This window comes from Achromobacter sp. ES-001 (assembly GCF_019448355.1).
GTDB classification, from domain to species: Bacteria; Pseudomonadota; Gammaproteobacteria; order Burkholderiales; family Burkholderiaceae_B; genus Achromobacter; species Achromobacter spanius_B.
The window spans coordinates 5,569,210-5,585,109 of sequence record NZ_CP079940.1; the positions used below are offsets into that span (position 1 = coordinate 5,569,210).

The following is a 15,900-nucleotide window of genomic DNA, read 5'->3' on the forward strand; positions in this document are numbered from 1 at the left end:
ATCAACGCAGGAATTGCGTGTACCAGGGCATGGCCACTTCCAGGCCTTGCAGCACGGTGTGCGACGGCACGTAGCCCAGCAGACGGCCGGCCTTGCTGACGTCGGCCTGCGAATGGCGCACGTCGCCAGCGCGGAAGTCGGCGTAGACCGGCTTCTTGGCGTAGTTCACGTTCTGGTTGCCCAGCGCCGTGACCAGGAAGCCGAACAGGTCGTTCAACGTGCTGCGGCCGCTGACGGCCACGTTGTAGACCTGGTTGCGCGCTTCGGGCGAGGCCATCGCGCCAAGCAGATTGGCCTGCACGGCGTTGTCGACGAAGCAGAAGTCGCGGCTGGTTTCGCCGTCGCCGTTGATGGTGACGTCTTCGCCCTTGATCATGGCGGCGGTCCACTTCGGGATCACGGCGGCGTACGCGCCGTCGGGGTCCTGGCGCTTGCCGAACACGTTGAAGTAGCGCAGGCCCACGGTCTCGAAGCCGTACGAACGCGCGAACACGTCGGCATACAGTTCGTTCACGTACTTGGTGACGGCGTAGGGCGACAGCGGCTTGCCGATGTTCTCTTCCACCTTCGGCAGGGCCGGATGGTCGCCGTAGGTGGAGCTGGAGGCCGCATAGACGAACGACTTCACGCCCGCATCGCGCGCGGCGACCAGCATGTTCAGGAAGCCACCGATGTTCACTTCGTTGGTGGTGATCGGGTCTTTCAGCGAACGCGGCACCGAGCCCAAAGCGGCCTGGTGCAGGACGAAATCAACCCCTTCGGTCGCGCGCTGGCAGGCGGCCAGATCGCGGATGTCGCCTTCCACGAAGGAAAAACGCGCCCACTGTTCGGGCGTTACCGAGTCGCGCACTTCATCCAGATTGCGTTGGTGGCCGGTGGCGAAGTTGTCCAGGCCGGTCACGGTCTGGTTCAGCTTGAGCAGCGTTTCCAACAGGTTCGAGCCGATGAAGCCGGCGCAGCCGGTCACCAGCCACTTGCGCGGCTGGGCGGCGAGTTCTTGCTTGATGGTTTCAAATCGCGTGGTCATGGCGGAATCCTTACAGACGCAGGTCGGATTCGGCGGGCGACAGCACGTACTTCAGGTCGTACAGCACGTGTTGCGGCTTGCCCAGCTTGCGGATGCCTTCGGCGCCCATGGCCTTGAACTGGTTGTGCGCCACCGCCAGGATCACGGCGTCGTACTTGCCTTCTTCAAGCTTGGCCACCGGGGTCAAGCCGTATTCGTGCACGGCTTCTTCCGGGTCGACCCACGGGTCGTAGACGTCCACTTCCACGTTGTAGTCGCGCAGTTCGCCAACGATGTCCACGATGCGGGTGTTGCGCAGGTCGGGGCAGTTTTCCTTGAAGGCCAGGCCCATGACCAGCACGCGCGCGCCTTGCACATGGATGCGCTGCTTGGTCATGCACTTGACCAGCTGCGACACCACGTAGCCGCCCATCGAATCGTTCAGGCGACGACCGGCCAGGATGATTTCGGGGTGGTAGCCGATGGACTGCGCCTTGTGGGTCAGGTAGTACGGGTCCACGCCGATGCAGTGGCCACCGACCAGGCCCGGACGGAACGGCAGGAAGTTCCACTTGGTGCCGGCCGCTTGCAGCACGGCTTCGGTGTCGATGCCCATCTTGTTGAAGATCAGGGCCAGTTCGTTGATCAGCGCGATATTGACGTCGCGCTGCGTGTTCTCGATCACCTTGGCGGCTTCGGCCACGCGGATGCTGGACGCCTTGTGCGTGCCAGCGGTGATGATCTGCTTGTACAGCTGGTCGACCAGTTCGGCGACTTCGGGCGTCGAGCCGGACGTGACTTTCTTGATGGTGCTGACGCGGTGATCCTTGTCGCCCGGGTTGATGCGTTCGGGGCTGTAGCCGGCGTAGAAGTCCACGTTGAACTTCAGGCCCGACACGCGTTCCAGCACGGGCACGCAGTCTTCTTCGGTGGCGCCGGGGTACACGGTGGATTCGTAGATGACGATGTCGCCGCGCTTGAGCACGGCGCCAATCGTTTCGCTGGCCTTGACCAGCGGGGTCAGGTCGGGCTGCTTGTATTCGTCGATGGGCGTGGGCACCGTCACGATGAACACGTTCGCCTTGCCCAGTTCGGCGCGGTCGGCGGTGTAGGTCAGCTGAGCGGCTTCGGCCAGCTCTTCGTCGCTAACTTCCAACGTGTGGTCGTGGCCGGCCTTCAAAGCGTCGATACGGCGGGTGTTGATATCGAACCCGATGACCGAGCGCTTCTTGCCGAACTCCACCGCCAGGGGCAGGCCGACATAGCCCAGGCCCACGACGGCAAGTTTCACATCCTGAATTTGCAACATAACTCTCCCTTCACCGTAGAACGTTTACGGCATCTTAAATATGGTCGGGTGATCGATGACTAACGAGCCCCCGGCGGTGATCGCCGGGGCGCTCAACTCTTAATCCGAGGTCTTCAAAACGGACGGCAGCAGCAGCCAGCCGGGGCGGCGCCACGACACCAGGCGCGCATACAGCCAGACATAGACGCTGGCGAACACCAGCAGGCTGGCGCCAAGCGCCCACGCGTTGTCCCACCAGATGGTGGCCGGCACCAGGCCGATCAGCGCCAGCACCCACATGTAGGGCGACGCCATCGCGTTGCACAGCGCCGGCACGGCATGGCGGCGACCACGGCTGAAGGTCACGCGGACCAGGCGGCGGAACACCAGTTGGTGCAAGTGCAGCGCATCCGGCTGGTCGACCGGCACGCCGCGCTTGAAGCGGCGACGCCAGATCGAAAAACCGGTTTCGAAGACGGGGTAGAACAACACGGCCAGCGCGTAGAACGGCGACACCGAGGGGTTGCGCACCACCAGCAGCACGGCCAGCTCGGCCAGCATGAAGCCCAGGAAGTACGCCCCGCCGTCGCCCAGGAAGACGCGGCCGAACGGAAAATTCCAGACCAGGAAACCCAGTGTGGCGGATGCCAATGCGGCGGCGATCATGAAGATGGGCACGTCGCCCACTTGCAAGGCCACCAGGCTGATCGACACCGCCATCAGCGTGGCGACCATGCCGGCCAGGCCGTTCATGCCGTCAACGATGTTCAGCGCATGGGTACAGCCGCCCACGGCAAACATGGTGAACAACAGCGACACGGGCCAGTACGACAGCACGTAGTCCACAGGCGCCATGCCGACACGGCTGACGCCGCCCAGCAGCCACCAGGCAATCGCCGCCGACAGGAAAGCCGCCAGCAAACGCTTGCTGGCGCCGATGTCTTTCGTGATGTCTTCCAGCAGGCCCGCGACGAACACGGGCAGCGCGGCAACGAACAAGGCGGGCCACAGCCACGTCAGGGTCATGTTGGCCGGGCCAAGCACCAGCAGGCCCAGCAGCGTGCCGGCCAGAACGGCCAGGCCGCCAACGCGGGGCGTGGCGCGGGAATGGTTCGCTTGTGGTTTATTGAGGTCGCTGTCGCCGGTGAAGCGGCCATGCCAGCGCTCCGACCACACGATGAGTCCCCCCACCATGAACGCGACCACGCAGATATACAGCCAGGTCACTGGATCACCTTTGGTTGGTCTATCGAGACAGGCCCGCCATTATGGGAGGCAGGTGTAACGCCCATATATGTGAGGGATAAGGAAGTGCAATTCACGGGCACGAAACGTAACGCCCCTGCCGGGGCCGTTCGTGCGCGCAGAAGTACGGATTTCATGCTGGCGATTGTAGAGCTTTCCGCCTTGGCGCATACGAAATATCCAAGGGAAAACACGGACGCGTCCATAGGGAGGATGGCCGGGCTTGCCGCGCGGGCCGGGTCGCAAATGTCAATAAATAGGGACGGATTATTTCCAGGCAAAAAAAAGCCCGAGATCGTGAGATCTCGGGCTAAATCCACCAAAGGAGGAGGGTGGAGGAGACAACCGTGGCATGTTGGGAGCTGGCTTTCTGCTCGCTGTGCTGTCGGGGTTTTGCACCGCGCCGACTGCGTTTCAACATCCGATGAATGAATAGTACCGAGGTTTTTTGTGCGATGCAAGAATTTTTTTGATCTCTTTAAAAGGTCAAATCCGACGTTGCATTTTCGCCGCAAATTTCGCGACCGCCGCCTGGAGAGCCATAGCTGGCAACGACTTGGTCCAAAAAAGGGTTTTTGCCGAACGGGTAAACCCCTTGCGGATTTACCCTTGGCGGTTCCGGGTAATCCCACCCCGCAAAGCGCACCAATTCAGTGCACCGCGCACCACGATGCGGCCAAATTGGCGCAGTGCAACATTTCCTTAAAGACCCTGAAAGATCGATTCGGGCCGGCATTCAGATCCAGTACGCCGTGGTGGTCATCACCTTGGACATCGCCCGCATGGCCGTCTTTACAGGCCCCGGCAGCGGTACGCCCCCTGCCCGCTCGGCGCTGGCGCGGTGCTCGGCCTCGTCGTCTTTCATCTTTCGGACGACCTCGCGCGAGCGTTCGTCTTGCACCGGCAAGGTGCGTAAATGTTCGTCCAGATGGGCCTCGACCTGTTTTTCGGTCTCGGCCATGAAGCCTAGATTGCGGGGCACGCCTGCGTAGCTGGCCAACACGCCCAATGCAAAAGAACCGGCATACCAGACCGGATTCAGCAGGCTGGGCCGGCTGTTCAGCTCGGTCAGCCGTTCGTTGCACCAGACCAGATGGTCGACTTCCTCGGCGGCGGCATTGAGCAGCAGCGCGCGGGGGCCGGGTTCGCGGCAGACCGAGGCCTGGCCGCGGTACAGCGCCTGGGCGCAGATTTCGCCCACGTGGTTCACGCGCATCAGGCCGGCGGCGTGGCGCTTGTCCTGCTCGGACAGCGCGCCCGGCGCGTCGGACGTCGTGGCCGGATATGGCCGGCCTGCCGTGGCGCTGTTGGACAGCACGCGCAATGCGCGGTCGGCCTCGGCCAGCAAGGCATCCAGCGGGCCGATGCGGCGGCGAATGGAAACGGGTCCGGATTGAGACAAAGCAGTGGACATGGGCGGCTCCTGTGCAAACTGGCGCCACACACCCCTGATGCGGGGCGGGGCTCTCATGCCTGGAATTGTACGCAACAGGTATCATCGACCATTGACTGCGCTCAATGCGGAAGGACACTCAAAATGGAATGCACGATTGACTGGGGCGGCCCCAACGGCATGCTCTTTACCGCCAGCACCGGCAGCGGCCACGTGGCCGTAATGGACGGCGCCGTGGACGGCGGCGGACACAACCTGGCGCCGCGCCCGATGGAAATGCTGCTGGCTGGCACCGGCGGCTGCACGGCGTACGACGTGGTGCTGATCCTGAAGCGCGGCCGCCACGCCGTCACCGGATGCAGCGTCAAGCTTCAGGCCGAACGCGCCGAGTCCGACCCGAAGGTCTTTACCCGCATCCATTTCGCCTTCACCGTCACGGGCCGCAACCTGCCGCAGGCCGCCGTGGAGCGCGCCGTGCAGTTGTCGCACGAAAAATACTGCTCGGCTTCGGCCATGCTTGAAAAGACCGCGGCGCTGACCTTCTCGGTCGACATCGTCGACACCCAGGAAGCGCCGGCCGCCGCCTGAGAACCGCCATGAAACAATATCTAGACCTCGTTCAATCCATCCTGGACACCGGCTCGTGGCAGGAGAACCGAACGGGTATCCGCACGATCAGCATGCCGGGCGCCTCGCTGCGCTTTGACCTGCAACAGGGCTTTCCCGCCGTCACCACCAAGAAACTGGCCTTCAAGTCCGCCATCGGCGAAATGGTCGGCTTTTTGCGCGCCTCGCGCAGCGCGGCCGAATTCCGCGAGCTGGGCTGCAAGGTCTGGGACCAGAACGCCAACGAAAACAGCCAATGGCTGGCCAACCCGTACCGCGAGGGTCCGGACGACCTGGGCCCGGTCTATGGCGTGCAATGGCGCCAGTGGCCCGCCTACAAGCTGCTGGATGCCGGCAACAATGGCCAGCTTGAAGACGCGCTGTCCCGCGGCTACACCAAGGTGGCCGACCTGCAGGAAGGCGGCGTGGACAAGGTGCTGCTATATAAAGCAGTCGACCAGCTGCGCCAGTGCCTGGACACCATCCACGAACGCCCGGGCGACCGCCGCATCCTGTTCCACGGCTGGAACTGGGCGCAGATCGAAGAAATGGCGCTGCCGCCCTGCCATCTGCTCTACCAATTCCTGCCCAACGCCACCACCCGCGAGATCTCGCTGTGCCTGTACATTCGGTCCAATGATGTGGGCCTGGGCACGCCGTTCAACCTGACCGAAGGCGCCGCGCTGCTGCACCTGGTGGGTCGTCTGACGGGTTACAAGCCGCGCTGGTTCACGTATTTCATTGGCGACGCCCACATCTACGAGAACCACCTGCCGATGCTGCGCGAGCAGCTCACGCGCGAACCCTTTGAATCGCCCCAGCTGGTGTTGTCGGACCGCATTCCCGACTTTGCCGTCACCGGCCGCTACGAACCCGAGTGGCTGGAAAAGGTCGAGCCCGGCGACTTTTCATTGTCCGGCTACACGCATCACGCTCCCCTGACCGCGCCCATGGCCGTGTAGGAACGCACCCGGGGCCGCCCCTTCGTCGGCCTCGGGCGCCCGCGATCAGCGGCCATAAGTGAAGATTGGTGAGCTTCTGGAAGCGCGATTTCGGTATAACCCATCCCTTAGCCTCGGACGCGCGTCCGGCACTACGCGCGCATCCAGGAGTTCGACCGGCCCATGCCGCGCCGAGCCCGCCGCCTGTCGCCGATCCCGCGACGCGCCCGGCAGCGCCGACCGCAGGCATTGCTTGCCCCTTCCCCCTTCCCGACAAGAGAGTACGAAAATCGCCAGCGTCGACAGCAGCAATCGTCTTACGACGGAATTGCAACTGTTGACTACTAATTGATTTGATTTGAGGCCGGCGCGACGGCAGTAAAGCGCTTAGGACAGGACCGCACAAATGCTCGTTGGAACTTATAACCCTTCGCTCGTCCTCGTATCTCTAGGGGTCGCCATCCTGGCGTCATACACGGCGCTGGGCATGGCCAATCGTGTGCGGGCCTCGCACGGGCTGCCAGCGGCGCGCTACTGGCTGGCGGGCGGGGCGTTTGCGATGGGGGTGGGCATCTGGTCCATGCACTTCGTGGGCATGCTGGCCTTCAACCTGCCCATCCCGATGGGTTATGACTTGTCATTGACGGTGCTGTCCCTGGCCATCGCCGTCGGCTGTTCGGCGTTTGCCCTGTGGATCGTCTGCAAAGACGAATTGCCGTGGCGCCGCCTGCTTATCGGGGCGCTGCTGATGGGCGCCGGCATTGCCGCGATGCACTATCTGGGCATGGCCGCCATGCGCATGGCGCCCGGCATCGTCTACGACGCGAAATGGTTCGTGCTGTCCATCGTGATCGCGGTGGCCGCCTCGGGCGCCGCCCTGTGGATCACCTATCGCCTGCGCCATGACGGCCCGCGCGTGGCGTTTTCGCGCCCGCTGGCCTCGGGCGTCATGGGCATCGCCATCGTCGGCATGCACTATTCGGGCATGGAAGCCGCCGGCTTTCCGGCGGGCAGCATCTGCATGGCGGCCGACGGCGGCATCTCGGCGGGCTGGCTGGCCATCGCCGTCACCGCCGTCACGCTCAGCGTGCTGGCGATTGCGCTGGTGGTGGCCGTGCTGGACAACCGGCTTGAAGCCCGCACGTCCGCGCTGGCCTCGTCGCTGGCCGAAGCCAACGAAGAACTCGTGCAATTGGCCTTGCACGACACCCTGACCAAGCTGCCCAACCGCATCCTGCTTGAAGACCGCATGGAGCAGGCCATTGAAAGCGCCAGCCGCCGCAAGGGCTATTTCGCGGTGCTGTTCTTTGACCTGGACGGGTTCAAGGCCGTCAATGACGCCTATGGGCATCACACCGGCGACGCCTTGCTGATCGATCTGGCCCAGCGCATACGCCAGGCCCTGCGCACCCAGGACACCGTGGCACGCCTGGGCGGCGACGAATTCATCGTGCTCAGCGAAGTCATCGAGCCCACCGACGCCGCCAACGTGGCCGACCGCCTGATCGAAGCCATCGCGCGCCCGGTCATGGTCTATGGCCACGAAGTGCTGGTGACTTCCAGCGTGGGCATCGCCGTCTACCCGAACGATGGCGAAGACACGCACGCCCTGCTGACCAACGCCGACGCCGCGATGTACCACGCCAAACGCCTGGGCGGCACCGGCTACAGCTTCTTCGAGCCGTCCATGAACGCGGACGCGCATGAACAGATCGAGCTGCTGCACGACCTGCGGCTGGCCCAGGAGCGCGACCAGTTCGTGCTGCACTACCAGCCCAAGTACGAAGCACCGGCCGGCCCCATCATGGGCGCCGAGGCGTTGCTGCGCTGGAACCACCCCACGCGCGGGCTGGTCGGCCCGGACCAGTTCATTCCCACGGCGGAAAAGACCGGGCTGATCCTGTCGATCGGCGAATGGGTCATCAACGAAGCCTGCCGCCAAATGCGTGAATGGATCAACGCCGGCCAGGGGCACTGGACCATCGCGGTCAATATTTCCGCCTTGCAGTTCGCCCACGCCAGCCTGGTCGAAACGGTGCGTTCCGCGCTTGCCCGGCACGACGTGCCGCCCGCCTGCCTGACGCTGGAAGTGACGGAATCGACCGCCATGCGCGACGCCGAGGCCAGCCTGACCGTGCTCAAGCGCCTGTCTGGCCTGGGCGTCACCATTTCTATCGACGACTTCGGCACCGGCTATTCCAGCCTGCTGTACCTGAAGCGCCTGCCGGCCACGGAATTGAAGATCGACCGCGGCTTCGTCAACCAGCTGGAAAACGATAACGAAGACGCGGCCATCGTGTCGGCGATAGTCGCCTTGGCCCAGCAGTTGAACCTGCGCATCGTGGCCGAGGGCGTGGAGACCGCCGCGCAGCAGAAATTCCTGACGGGGCTGGGTTGCGATTCGCTGCAAGGCTTCCTGTTGGGCCGGCCGATGCCCGCCACCGAATTCCTGGAACACGCGGCGACCTGAACGGAAACAAGGCGAAGCGCCAAGGGCCGAACGGCGGCAACAAGGCCGAACGGCAAGATCTGAAAGGCGCGGGTCGAACGGAAAAAAGGCTGAACCGCAAAAGGGCTGAACCGCAAACATCGGCGCTGCCCCAAGCGCCCTTCTTCAGACCAGCGCCCAAATTTGCTACGCTTACGCCGTTCCGCGGGCCGACTTCCGGCCGCGCCTCCACCGTAGCCAGCCCGAATGCCCGCCAGCCTTACCCTGATCGTCGCCTACTCCACCAACCGCGTCATCGGCCGCGACAACACGCTGCCCTGGAAGCTGCCGGGGGACCTGGCGCATTTCAAGCGCAGCACGCTGGGCCATCCCATCATCATGGGCCGCAAGACCTGGGATTCGCTGGGCCGCCCGCTGCCCGGCCGCAGCAACATCGTCATCAGCCGCAACCCTGATTTCACCGCAACCGGCGCCACGGTCGTACCCAGCCTGCAAGCCGCTATCGACGCCTGCGGCGAGGTAGACGAAGCGTTCGTGATCGGCGGCGCACAGATCTACGCCCAGGCGCTGCCGCTGGCGCAACGCGTGCTGGCCACGGAAGTGCACGCCGACGTTGACGGCGACGCGTTCTTTCCGTTGCTGCCCTCGTTCCAGTGGAAGGAAACGGCGCGCGAACCGCAGCCCGCTGAAAACGGCTACGACTACGACTTCGTGACGTATCAGCGTCAGGCCTTGCGATAGGGCCTATTCCCGCCCCGCTTCACGCCGCGCCCGCGTTTCTGATGAAGCGCCACAACGCCGGTGCTTCCGAATACGCCACGTTAAAGCGCACCCAGGGCGTGTCGGCTTCGTCCACCTCGAAGTAAGACCCCGGCGCCAGCCAGATACCGTCTTTCAGTGCCAGTTCGGCCAGGCCGTTGGCGCCGCGTTCGCGCCAGGCGCCCGCCACCTTGGCCCACAGGAACAGCCCGCCCTGGGGCCGCCCATGGATTTCAAAACCGTGTTGGCGCATCTGCTCGGCCACCACGACGTGCGCCTGGGCCAGCCGTTCGCGAGTACGGGCGATGTGCGCGCGGTAGCGGCCTTCGCGGATCACCTGGTGCACGATGCGCTCCATGATCTCGGGCGAGGTCAGCCCCACCGCCATCTTGGTGCGCGCAATGTCGCGCACCAGATCGCGGTGCGCCACCACGTAGCCCACCCGCACCGACGGGCTGATGACTTTGGAATAGCCACCCAGGTAGACCACGCGCTGCCCGCCGTCCAGCGCGGCCAGCATGGGCGTCACGCCGGGCGCCAGTTCGCGCGAGATATCGTCTTCAATCACCCAGAGCCCATGGCGCTCGGCCGCCTGCAAGATGCGAAAGGCGTTGGCCATGCCGATGCTGGCGCCCGAGGGGTTCTGCAATACGGTGTTGATGAACAGTGCGCGCGGCCGGTGCTGCGCCGCCACCGCTTCCAGCGCCTCGCAATCCAGGCCATCAACCGTGCGCGGCACCGACACCACGCGCAGGCCCGCCAGGCGCAGCAGCTGCAACAGGTTGGCGTAGGCCGGCTGCTCGACGACCACCGTGTCGCCCGGCCGCAGCAAGGTGCGGATCACCATGTCCAGCCCGTGCGTGACGCCCTGCGTCAGCAGCACCTGCGAGGCCTCGACCTCCATGCCTTGCGCGCTGAGGCTGGCCGCGATGGTTTCGCGCAGCGGCGCGTAGCCGTACGGGTGCCCGTAATTGGCGATGCGCATCGCCGGCACGCGGCCCATGTGGCGCAGCGCAACGTGCAGGCCTTCTTCGTTCAGCCATTCGCCGGGCAGCCAGCCGCAGCCGGATTTGATGGGGATGGAGTGGTCGGCAAAGATGTCCGACAGCAACCAACCGGCGTTCAGGCGCGGGGGCTCCCAGGACAGTGGCTCGCCTCGGCGCGCAGGCGCATCCGGCGAGGCCACCCGGTAGCCCGCGCCCGGCCGCGCCGCCAGCCAGCCCAGCGACACCAGCCGGCTATAAGCGCTGGCAACGGTGAAGGTGCTGACGCCGTACTGGCGCGCGAACTCGCGCACCGACGGTAGGGACATACCCGGACGCAGGGTTTGTTCCTCGATGGCGCGCAGGATGGCCGCCACCAGCTGTTCCACCAGAGTGGGCGCCAGTCCGCGAGCGCGGTTGGGCTGGAAATCGATCACGGGGATAACTGTACAGTTGAACCACTCGTGACTATACAGTTAGCGGGCTTTGCGCAGATCGTATATTTTCATTCCTCGTGGGACAGACCAGAATCATTGAATCCCGGCGGCCGCGCTTTCCCTTCTGTTGCGGCGCCGCCGTTTCGTTCTACTGGAGCCGCCATGAACGCCCCCGCCAATTTGCCCGACCTGTCCCATCTCTGGATGCCGTTTACTGCCAACAAGCAGTTCAAGGCTCATCCGCGCATGCTGGCAGCGGCCAAAGGCATGTACTACACGTCGGCCGATGGCCGCCAGATCCTGGACGGCACCGCCGGCCTGTGGTGCGTGAACGCCGGCCACGGCCGCCAGGAAATCGTCGAGGCCATTTCCCGCCAGGCCGGCGTCATGGACTACGCCCCGGGCTTCCAACTGGGCCACCCGCTGGCGTTCGAGGCCGCCACCGCCGTGGCCAGCCTGATGCCGCAGGGCCTGGACCGCGTCTTCTTCACCAACTCGGGTTCGGAATCGGTCGACACGTCCCTGAAAATCGCGCTGGCTTACCACCGCGCGCGCGGCGAAGGCCAGCGCACCCGCCTGATCGGTCGCGAGCGTGGTTACCACGGTGTGGGCTTCGGCGGCATTTCGGTGGGCGGTATTTCCACCAACCGCAAGACCTTCTCCGGTGCGCTGCTGCCCGCCGTGGACCATCTGCCGCACACCCACAACCTGGAACAGAACGCCTATTCCAAGGGCCAACCCGCTTGGGGCGCCAACCTGGCCGACGAACTGGAACGCATCGTGGCGCTGCATGACGCGTCCACCATCGCCGCCGTGATCGTCGAACCCATGGCCGGCTCGACCGGCGTGCTGATCCCGCCCAAGGGCTACCTGGAAAAGCTGCGTGAAATTACTTCCAAGCACGGCATCCTGCTGATTTTTGACGAAGTCATCACCGCCTACGGTCGCCTGGGCGCCGCCACCGCGTCCGAGTTCTTCGGTGTCACGCCCGACATCATCGCCATGGCCAAGGGCGTCAGCAACGCCGCCGTGCCGGCCGGCGCGGTCGCGGTCAAGCGCGACGTGCACGACGCCATCGTCAACGGCCCGGCGGGCGGCATCGAATTCTTCCACGGCTATACGTATTCGGCCCACCCGCTGGCCGCCGCCGCCATTTTGGCGACGCTGGACATCTACCGCCGCGAAGATCTCTTCGGCCGTGCCCGCAAGTTGTCGGGCGCCTTCGAGCAAGCCGCGCACAGCCTGAAGGGCGCGCCGCACGTCATCGACGTGCGCAACCTGGGCCTGGTGGCCGGCATCGAACTGTCGCCACGCTCGGGCGCTCCCGGCGCACGCGCCGGCGAAGTCTTCCAAAAGTGCTTCGACAGTGGACTGATGGTGCGCTATACCGGCGATATCATCGCCGTGTCGCCCCCGCTGATCATCGACGAAGCCCAGATCGGCCAGATCTTCGACCAGATCGGAAAGATCCTGAAAGAAGTCGCCTGACCCTGATGACGACGCAGCCCTCGCGGCCGCGCCGCGCTTGATGTGACACCTCTTGCGGGCGGCCATGTGCCGCCCGCAAGAAGTTTTGAAGAATCCCGCAGAGAAGCCCCCGCACCATGAAGAAGATCCCCCATTTCATCAACGGCCAGCATTTCGATGGCCGCAGCAGCCGCTACGCCGACGGTTTCAACCCCGCCACCGGCGAAATCTGCTCGTCCATTCCGCTGGCGTCCAACGAAGACGTGGCGCTGGCCGTCGCGGCCGCCAAGGCCGCGTTCCCGGCCTGGTCCGAAACCCCCGCGCTCAAGCGCGCCCGCATCCTGTTCAACTTCAAGGCGCTGCTGGATCAGCACCAGGACGAACTGGCCGAGCTCATCACCCGCGAACACGGCAAGGTGTTCTCGGATGCCAAGGGCGAAGTCATGCGCGGCATCGAAATCGTTGAATTCGCCTGCGGCATTCCGCAGTTGCTCAAGGGCCAGTATTCCGACCAGATCGGCGGCGGCATCGACAACTGGAGCATGCGCCAGGCACTGGGCGTGGTGGCCGGCATCACGCCGTTCAACTTCCCGATGATGGTGCCGTGCTGGATGTTCCCCGTGGCCATCGCCTGCGGCAACACCTTCGTGCTCAAGCCCTCCGAACGTGACCCGTCCGCGTCCCTGCGCCTGGCCGAACTGCTGACCGAAGCCGGCCTGCCCCCCGGCGTGTTCAACGTGGTGCACGGCGACAAGCTGGCCGTGGACGCGCTGATCAATCACCCGGACGTTGAAGCGCTGTCGTTCGTGGGCTCTACCCCCATCGCCGAATACATCTACGCCGAAGGCACCAAGCGCGGCAAGCGCGTGCAGGCGCTGGGCGGCGCCAAGAACCATCTGGTCGTCATGCCCGACGCCGACCTGGACCAGGTCACCGACGCGCTGATGGGCGCCGCGTATGGTTCGGCCGGCGAACGCTGCATGGCAATCTCGGTTGCCGTGGCGGTGGGCGATGTGGCTGACAAGGTGGTCGAACGCCTGACCCCGCGCGTCAAGGCGCTGATCGTCAAGGACGGCATGAACGCCGACGCCGAAATGGGCCCGCTGGTCACGGCGCAGCACCGCAACAAGGTCATGGGCTACATCGAAGACGGCATCGCGGCCGGCGCCGATCTGGTCGTGGACGGCCGTGGCCTGACAGTGCCCGGCAACGAAAAGGGCTACTTCCTGGGCGGCACGCTGTTCGACAACGTCAAGCCCGCCATGAACATCTATCGCGAAGAAATCTTCGGCCCGGTGCTGTGCATCGTGCGCGTGCCCGACTTCGCCAGCGCCGTTGAACTGATCAACGCGCACGAGTTCGGCAACGGCGTGGCGTGCTTCACATCCGACGGCGGCGTGGCCCGCGCGTTCGCACGCCAGATCAAGGTCGGCATGGTCGGCATCAACGTGCCGATTCCGGTACCGATGGCGTGGCATTCGTTCGGCGGCTGGAAGCGTTCGCTGTTTGGCGACCACCACGCCTACGGCGAAGAAGGCATCCGCTTCTACTCGCGCTACAAGAGCGTGATGCAGCGCTGGCCGGACAGCATCGCCAAGGGCGCCGAATTCACCATGCCCGTGGCGAAATAAACCCGCCCGCTTCACGACTTCAACCCTCCGTTTTCCAGAAGGACGCATTACCCGGCTTTGCAAGGGCGCGGCTTCGGCCGCGCCCGGCCAGTACCACGACACAGCAACATCACATGACACAAGGGGATGCCCGATGCGCATCGGTATAGGCGGCTTTCAGCACGAAACCAATACGTTCGCGCCTTCGCGCGCGACGTGGGAAGATTTTGCCGAGAAAGGCGGCGGCTGGCCCAAGCTGGTCAGCGGCCCCGCAATGTTCCAAGCCGTGGCAGGCGCCAACATTCCCGTGGCGGGCTTCATCGAAGCCATGAGCCAGCACACGCTGGTGCCCACCACCTGGGCCGCGGCCAGCCCGTCCGGCCTGGTCACCAAAGACGCGTTCGAACGCATCAGCGCACTGATCTTGCAAGGCCTGTCCGACGCGCTGCCGCTGGACGGCGTGTACCTGGACCTGCATGGCGCCATGGTCACCGAACACCTGGACGATGGCGAAGGCGAACTGCTCAAGCGCGTGCGCGAGCTGGTCGGCCCCGACGTACCCGTGGTGGCCAGCCTGGACCTGCACGCCAACGTCACGCGCGCCATGGTGCGCCATGCCGACGCGCTGGTCTGCTACCGCACGTATCCCCACATCGACATGGCTGAAACCGGGCAACGCGCCGCCGCGCTGCTGTCCCAGCGGCTGGCCGGCGTGCCGCGCCCCTATGCGTCGTTGCGCGCCTTGCCCTATCTGATTTCGCTGTGCTGGCAATCGACCGACATCGAGCCGTCGCGCAGCCTGTATGCGCTGGTGGGCGAGATCGAAGCGCGCGGCGCCACCAGCCTGTCTTTCGCCACCGGATTCCCCGCTGCCGACTTCCCGGAATGCGCGCCCACCGTATGGGCCTACGGCACCACGCAAGCCGAGGCCGACGCGGCCGCCGCCGAAATGGCGCGCGCCGTGCTCAATGCCGAACGCGACTTTGGCGGCAAGCTCTACACGCCCGACGAAGCCGTGCAGGAAGCGATGCGAATCGCGCACGATGCGGACAAGCCGGTCGTGATCGCGGACGCGCAAGACAACCCCGGCGCGGGCGGCAGCTCGGACACCACCGGCGTGCTGCGCGCGCTGATCCGCCATGACGCGCGCGACACCGCCATCGGCTTGATCGTTGACCCCGCCGCCGCGCTTGCCGCGCACCGCGCGGGCGTCGGAAACAAGGTACGGATTGCACTAGGTGGACACTCGGGTATTCCCGACGACGAACCGCTGGACACCGAGTTCATCGTCGAGAAAACTTCAGATGGACGCTTCGATACGCACGGCGCTTTCTACCGCGGATTCCACATGGATTTGGGCCCCAGCGCCTGCTTGCGTATTGGTGGCGTGCGCATCATCGTCGCCTCTAACAAGGTGCAGATGGCGGACCAGGAAATGTTCCGGTTCGCGGGCGTCGAACCCACGCGCGCCGCGATTCTGGTGGTGAAGAGTTCCGCGCATTTCCGCGCGGATTTCACATCCATCGCGCAAACGATCCTGGTGTGCGCCGCCCCCGGCTCCATGCTGATGGATGCGGCAAAACAACCATGGACACGGTTGCGTCCCGGCATCAGAATGGCGCCTTGCGGACCAGTGTTTTCGGGCCGGCCCGCAACCGCCTGACCCTCCCACGCCGCCATCGAGCGGCGCGTTAACGACGTAGCGGCCAACCGTGC

The 15,900-nt window shown here is 64.8% G+C and carries 12 protein-coding genes; 7 read left to right on the top strand and 5 right to left on the bottom strand.

Annotated features, from left to right (window positions below):
• Position 1: 1 nt before the first annotated feature.
• The 4 genes from KYT87_RS25285 to coq7 all read right to left on the bottom strand — a co-directional run bounded on the left by KYT87_RS25285 (position 2) and on the right by coq7 (position 4,953).
• Positions 2-1,027 carry an SDR family oxidoreductase gene (locus KYT87_RS25285; RefSeq protein ID WP_219991138.1) on the bottom strand — a complete coding sequence of 342 codons (1,026 nt, stop codon included), beginning with the start codon at positions 1,025-1,027 and terminating at the stop codon, positions 2-4.
• A gap of 10 nt (positions 1,028-1,037) precedes the next feature.
• A complete protein-coding gene (tviB, locus tag KYT87_RS25290) occupies positions 1,038-2,315 on the bottom strand; it encodes a Vi polysaccharide biosynthesis UDP-N-acetylglucosamine C-6 dehydrogenase TviB (protein ID WP_120156990.1) in 1,278 nt (425 codons plus the stop codon).
• Positions 2,316-2,414: 99 nt separating this feature from the next.
• On the bottom strand, positions 2,415-3,521 hold the full coding sequence (locus KYT87_RS25295) for a glycosyltransferase (RefSeq protein WP_046805084.1): 1,107 nt from the start codon (positions 3,519-3,521) through the stop codon (positions 2,415-2,417).
• A gap of 754 nt (positions 3,522-4,275) precedes the next feature.
• Entirely contained in the window at positions 4,276-4,953 is a 678-nt protein-coding gene (gene coq7 / locus KYT87_RS25300) for a 2-polyprenyl-3-methyl-6-methoxy-1,4-benzoquinone monooxygenase (RefSeq protein WP_219991139.1), read from the bottom strand.
• Positions 4,954-5,076: 123 nt separating this feature from the next.
• Here coq7 and KYT87_RS25305 point away from each other — a divergent pair, with 123 nt between their 5' ends.
• From KYT87_RS25305 to KYT87_RS25320, 4 genes are all read left to right on the top strand, one after another.
• Positions 5,077-5,520, top strand: coding sequence for an OsmC family protein (locus KYT87_RS25305; protein WP_046805086.1), 444 nt, complete (start codon positions 5,077-5,079; stop codon positions 5,518-5,520).
• 8 nt (positions 5,521-5,528) lie between these two features.
• Positions 5,529-6,500, top strand: coding sequence for a thymidylate synthase (locus tag KYT87_RS25310; protein ID WP_046805087.1), 972 nt, complete (start codon positions 5,529-5,531; stop codon positions 6,498-6,500).
• Between the two features lie 385 nt (positions 6,501-6,885).
• The gene (locus KYT87_RS25315; protein WP_120156991.1) at positions 6,886-8,949 is read left to right on the top strand and encodes a bifunctional diguanylate cyclase/phosphodiesterase; all 2,064 of its coding nucleotides are present in this window, start codon (positions 6,886-6,888) and stop codon (positions 8,947-8,949) included.
• Between the two features lie 225 nt (positions 8,950-9,174).
• The gene (locus tag KYT87_RS25320) at positions 9,175-9,669 is read left to right on the top strand and encodes a dihydrofolate reductase (RefSeq protein ID WP_104141932.1); all 495 of its coding nucleotides are present in this window, start codon (positions 9,175-9,177) and stop codon (positions 9,667-9,669) included.
• 19 nt (positions 9,670-9,688) lie between these two features.
• Here the strand turns inward: KYT87_RS25320 and KYT87_RS25325 are convergent, their stop codons facing one another.
• A complete protein-coding gene (locus KYT87_RS25325) occupies positions 9,689-11,107 on the bottom strand; it encodes a PLP-dependent aminotransferase family protein (protein WP_046805090.1) in 1,419 nt (472 codons plus the stop codon).
• A gap of 162 nt (positions 11,108-11,269) precedes the next feature.
• Between KYT87_RS25325 and KYT87_RS25330 the strand changes: the two genes are divergently transcribed.
• The 3 genes from KYT87_RS25330 to KYT87_RS25340 all read left to right on the top strand — a co-directional run bounded on the left by KYT87_RS25330 (position 11,270) and on the right by KYT87_RS25340 (position 15,847).
• Positions 11,270-12,595 carry an aspartate aminotransferase family protein gene (locus KYT87_RS25330; RefSeq protein WP_046805091.1) on the top strand — a complete coding sequence of 442 codons (1,326 nt, stop codon included), beginning with the start codon at positions 11,270-11,272 and terminating at the stop codon, positions 12,593-12,595.
• A 116-nt stretch (positions 12,596-12,711) separates the two neighbouring features.
• A complete protein-coding gene (locus KYT87_RS25335) occupies positions 12,712-14,205 on the top strand; it encodes a CoA-acylating methylmalonate-semialdehyde dehydrogenase (RefSeq protein ID WP_046805092.1) in 1,494 nt (497 codons plus the stop codon).
• 133 nt (positions 14,206-14,338) lie between these two features.
• Positions 14,339-15,847, top strand: coding sequence for a M81 family metallopeptidase (locus tag KYT87_RS25340; RefSeq protein ID WP_046805093.1), 1,509 nt, complete (start codon positions 14,339-14,341; stop codon positions 15,845-15,847).
• The last annotated feature ends 53 nt before the right edge of the window (positions 15,848-15,900 follow it).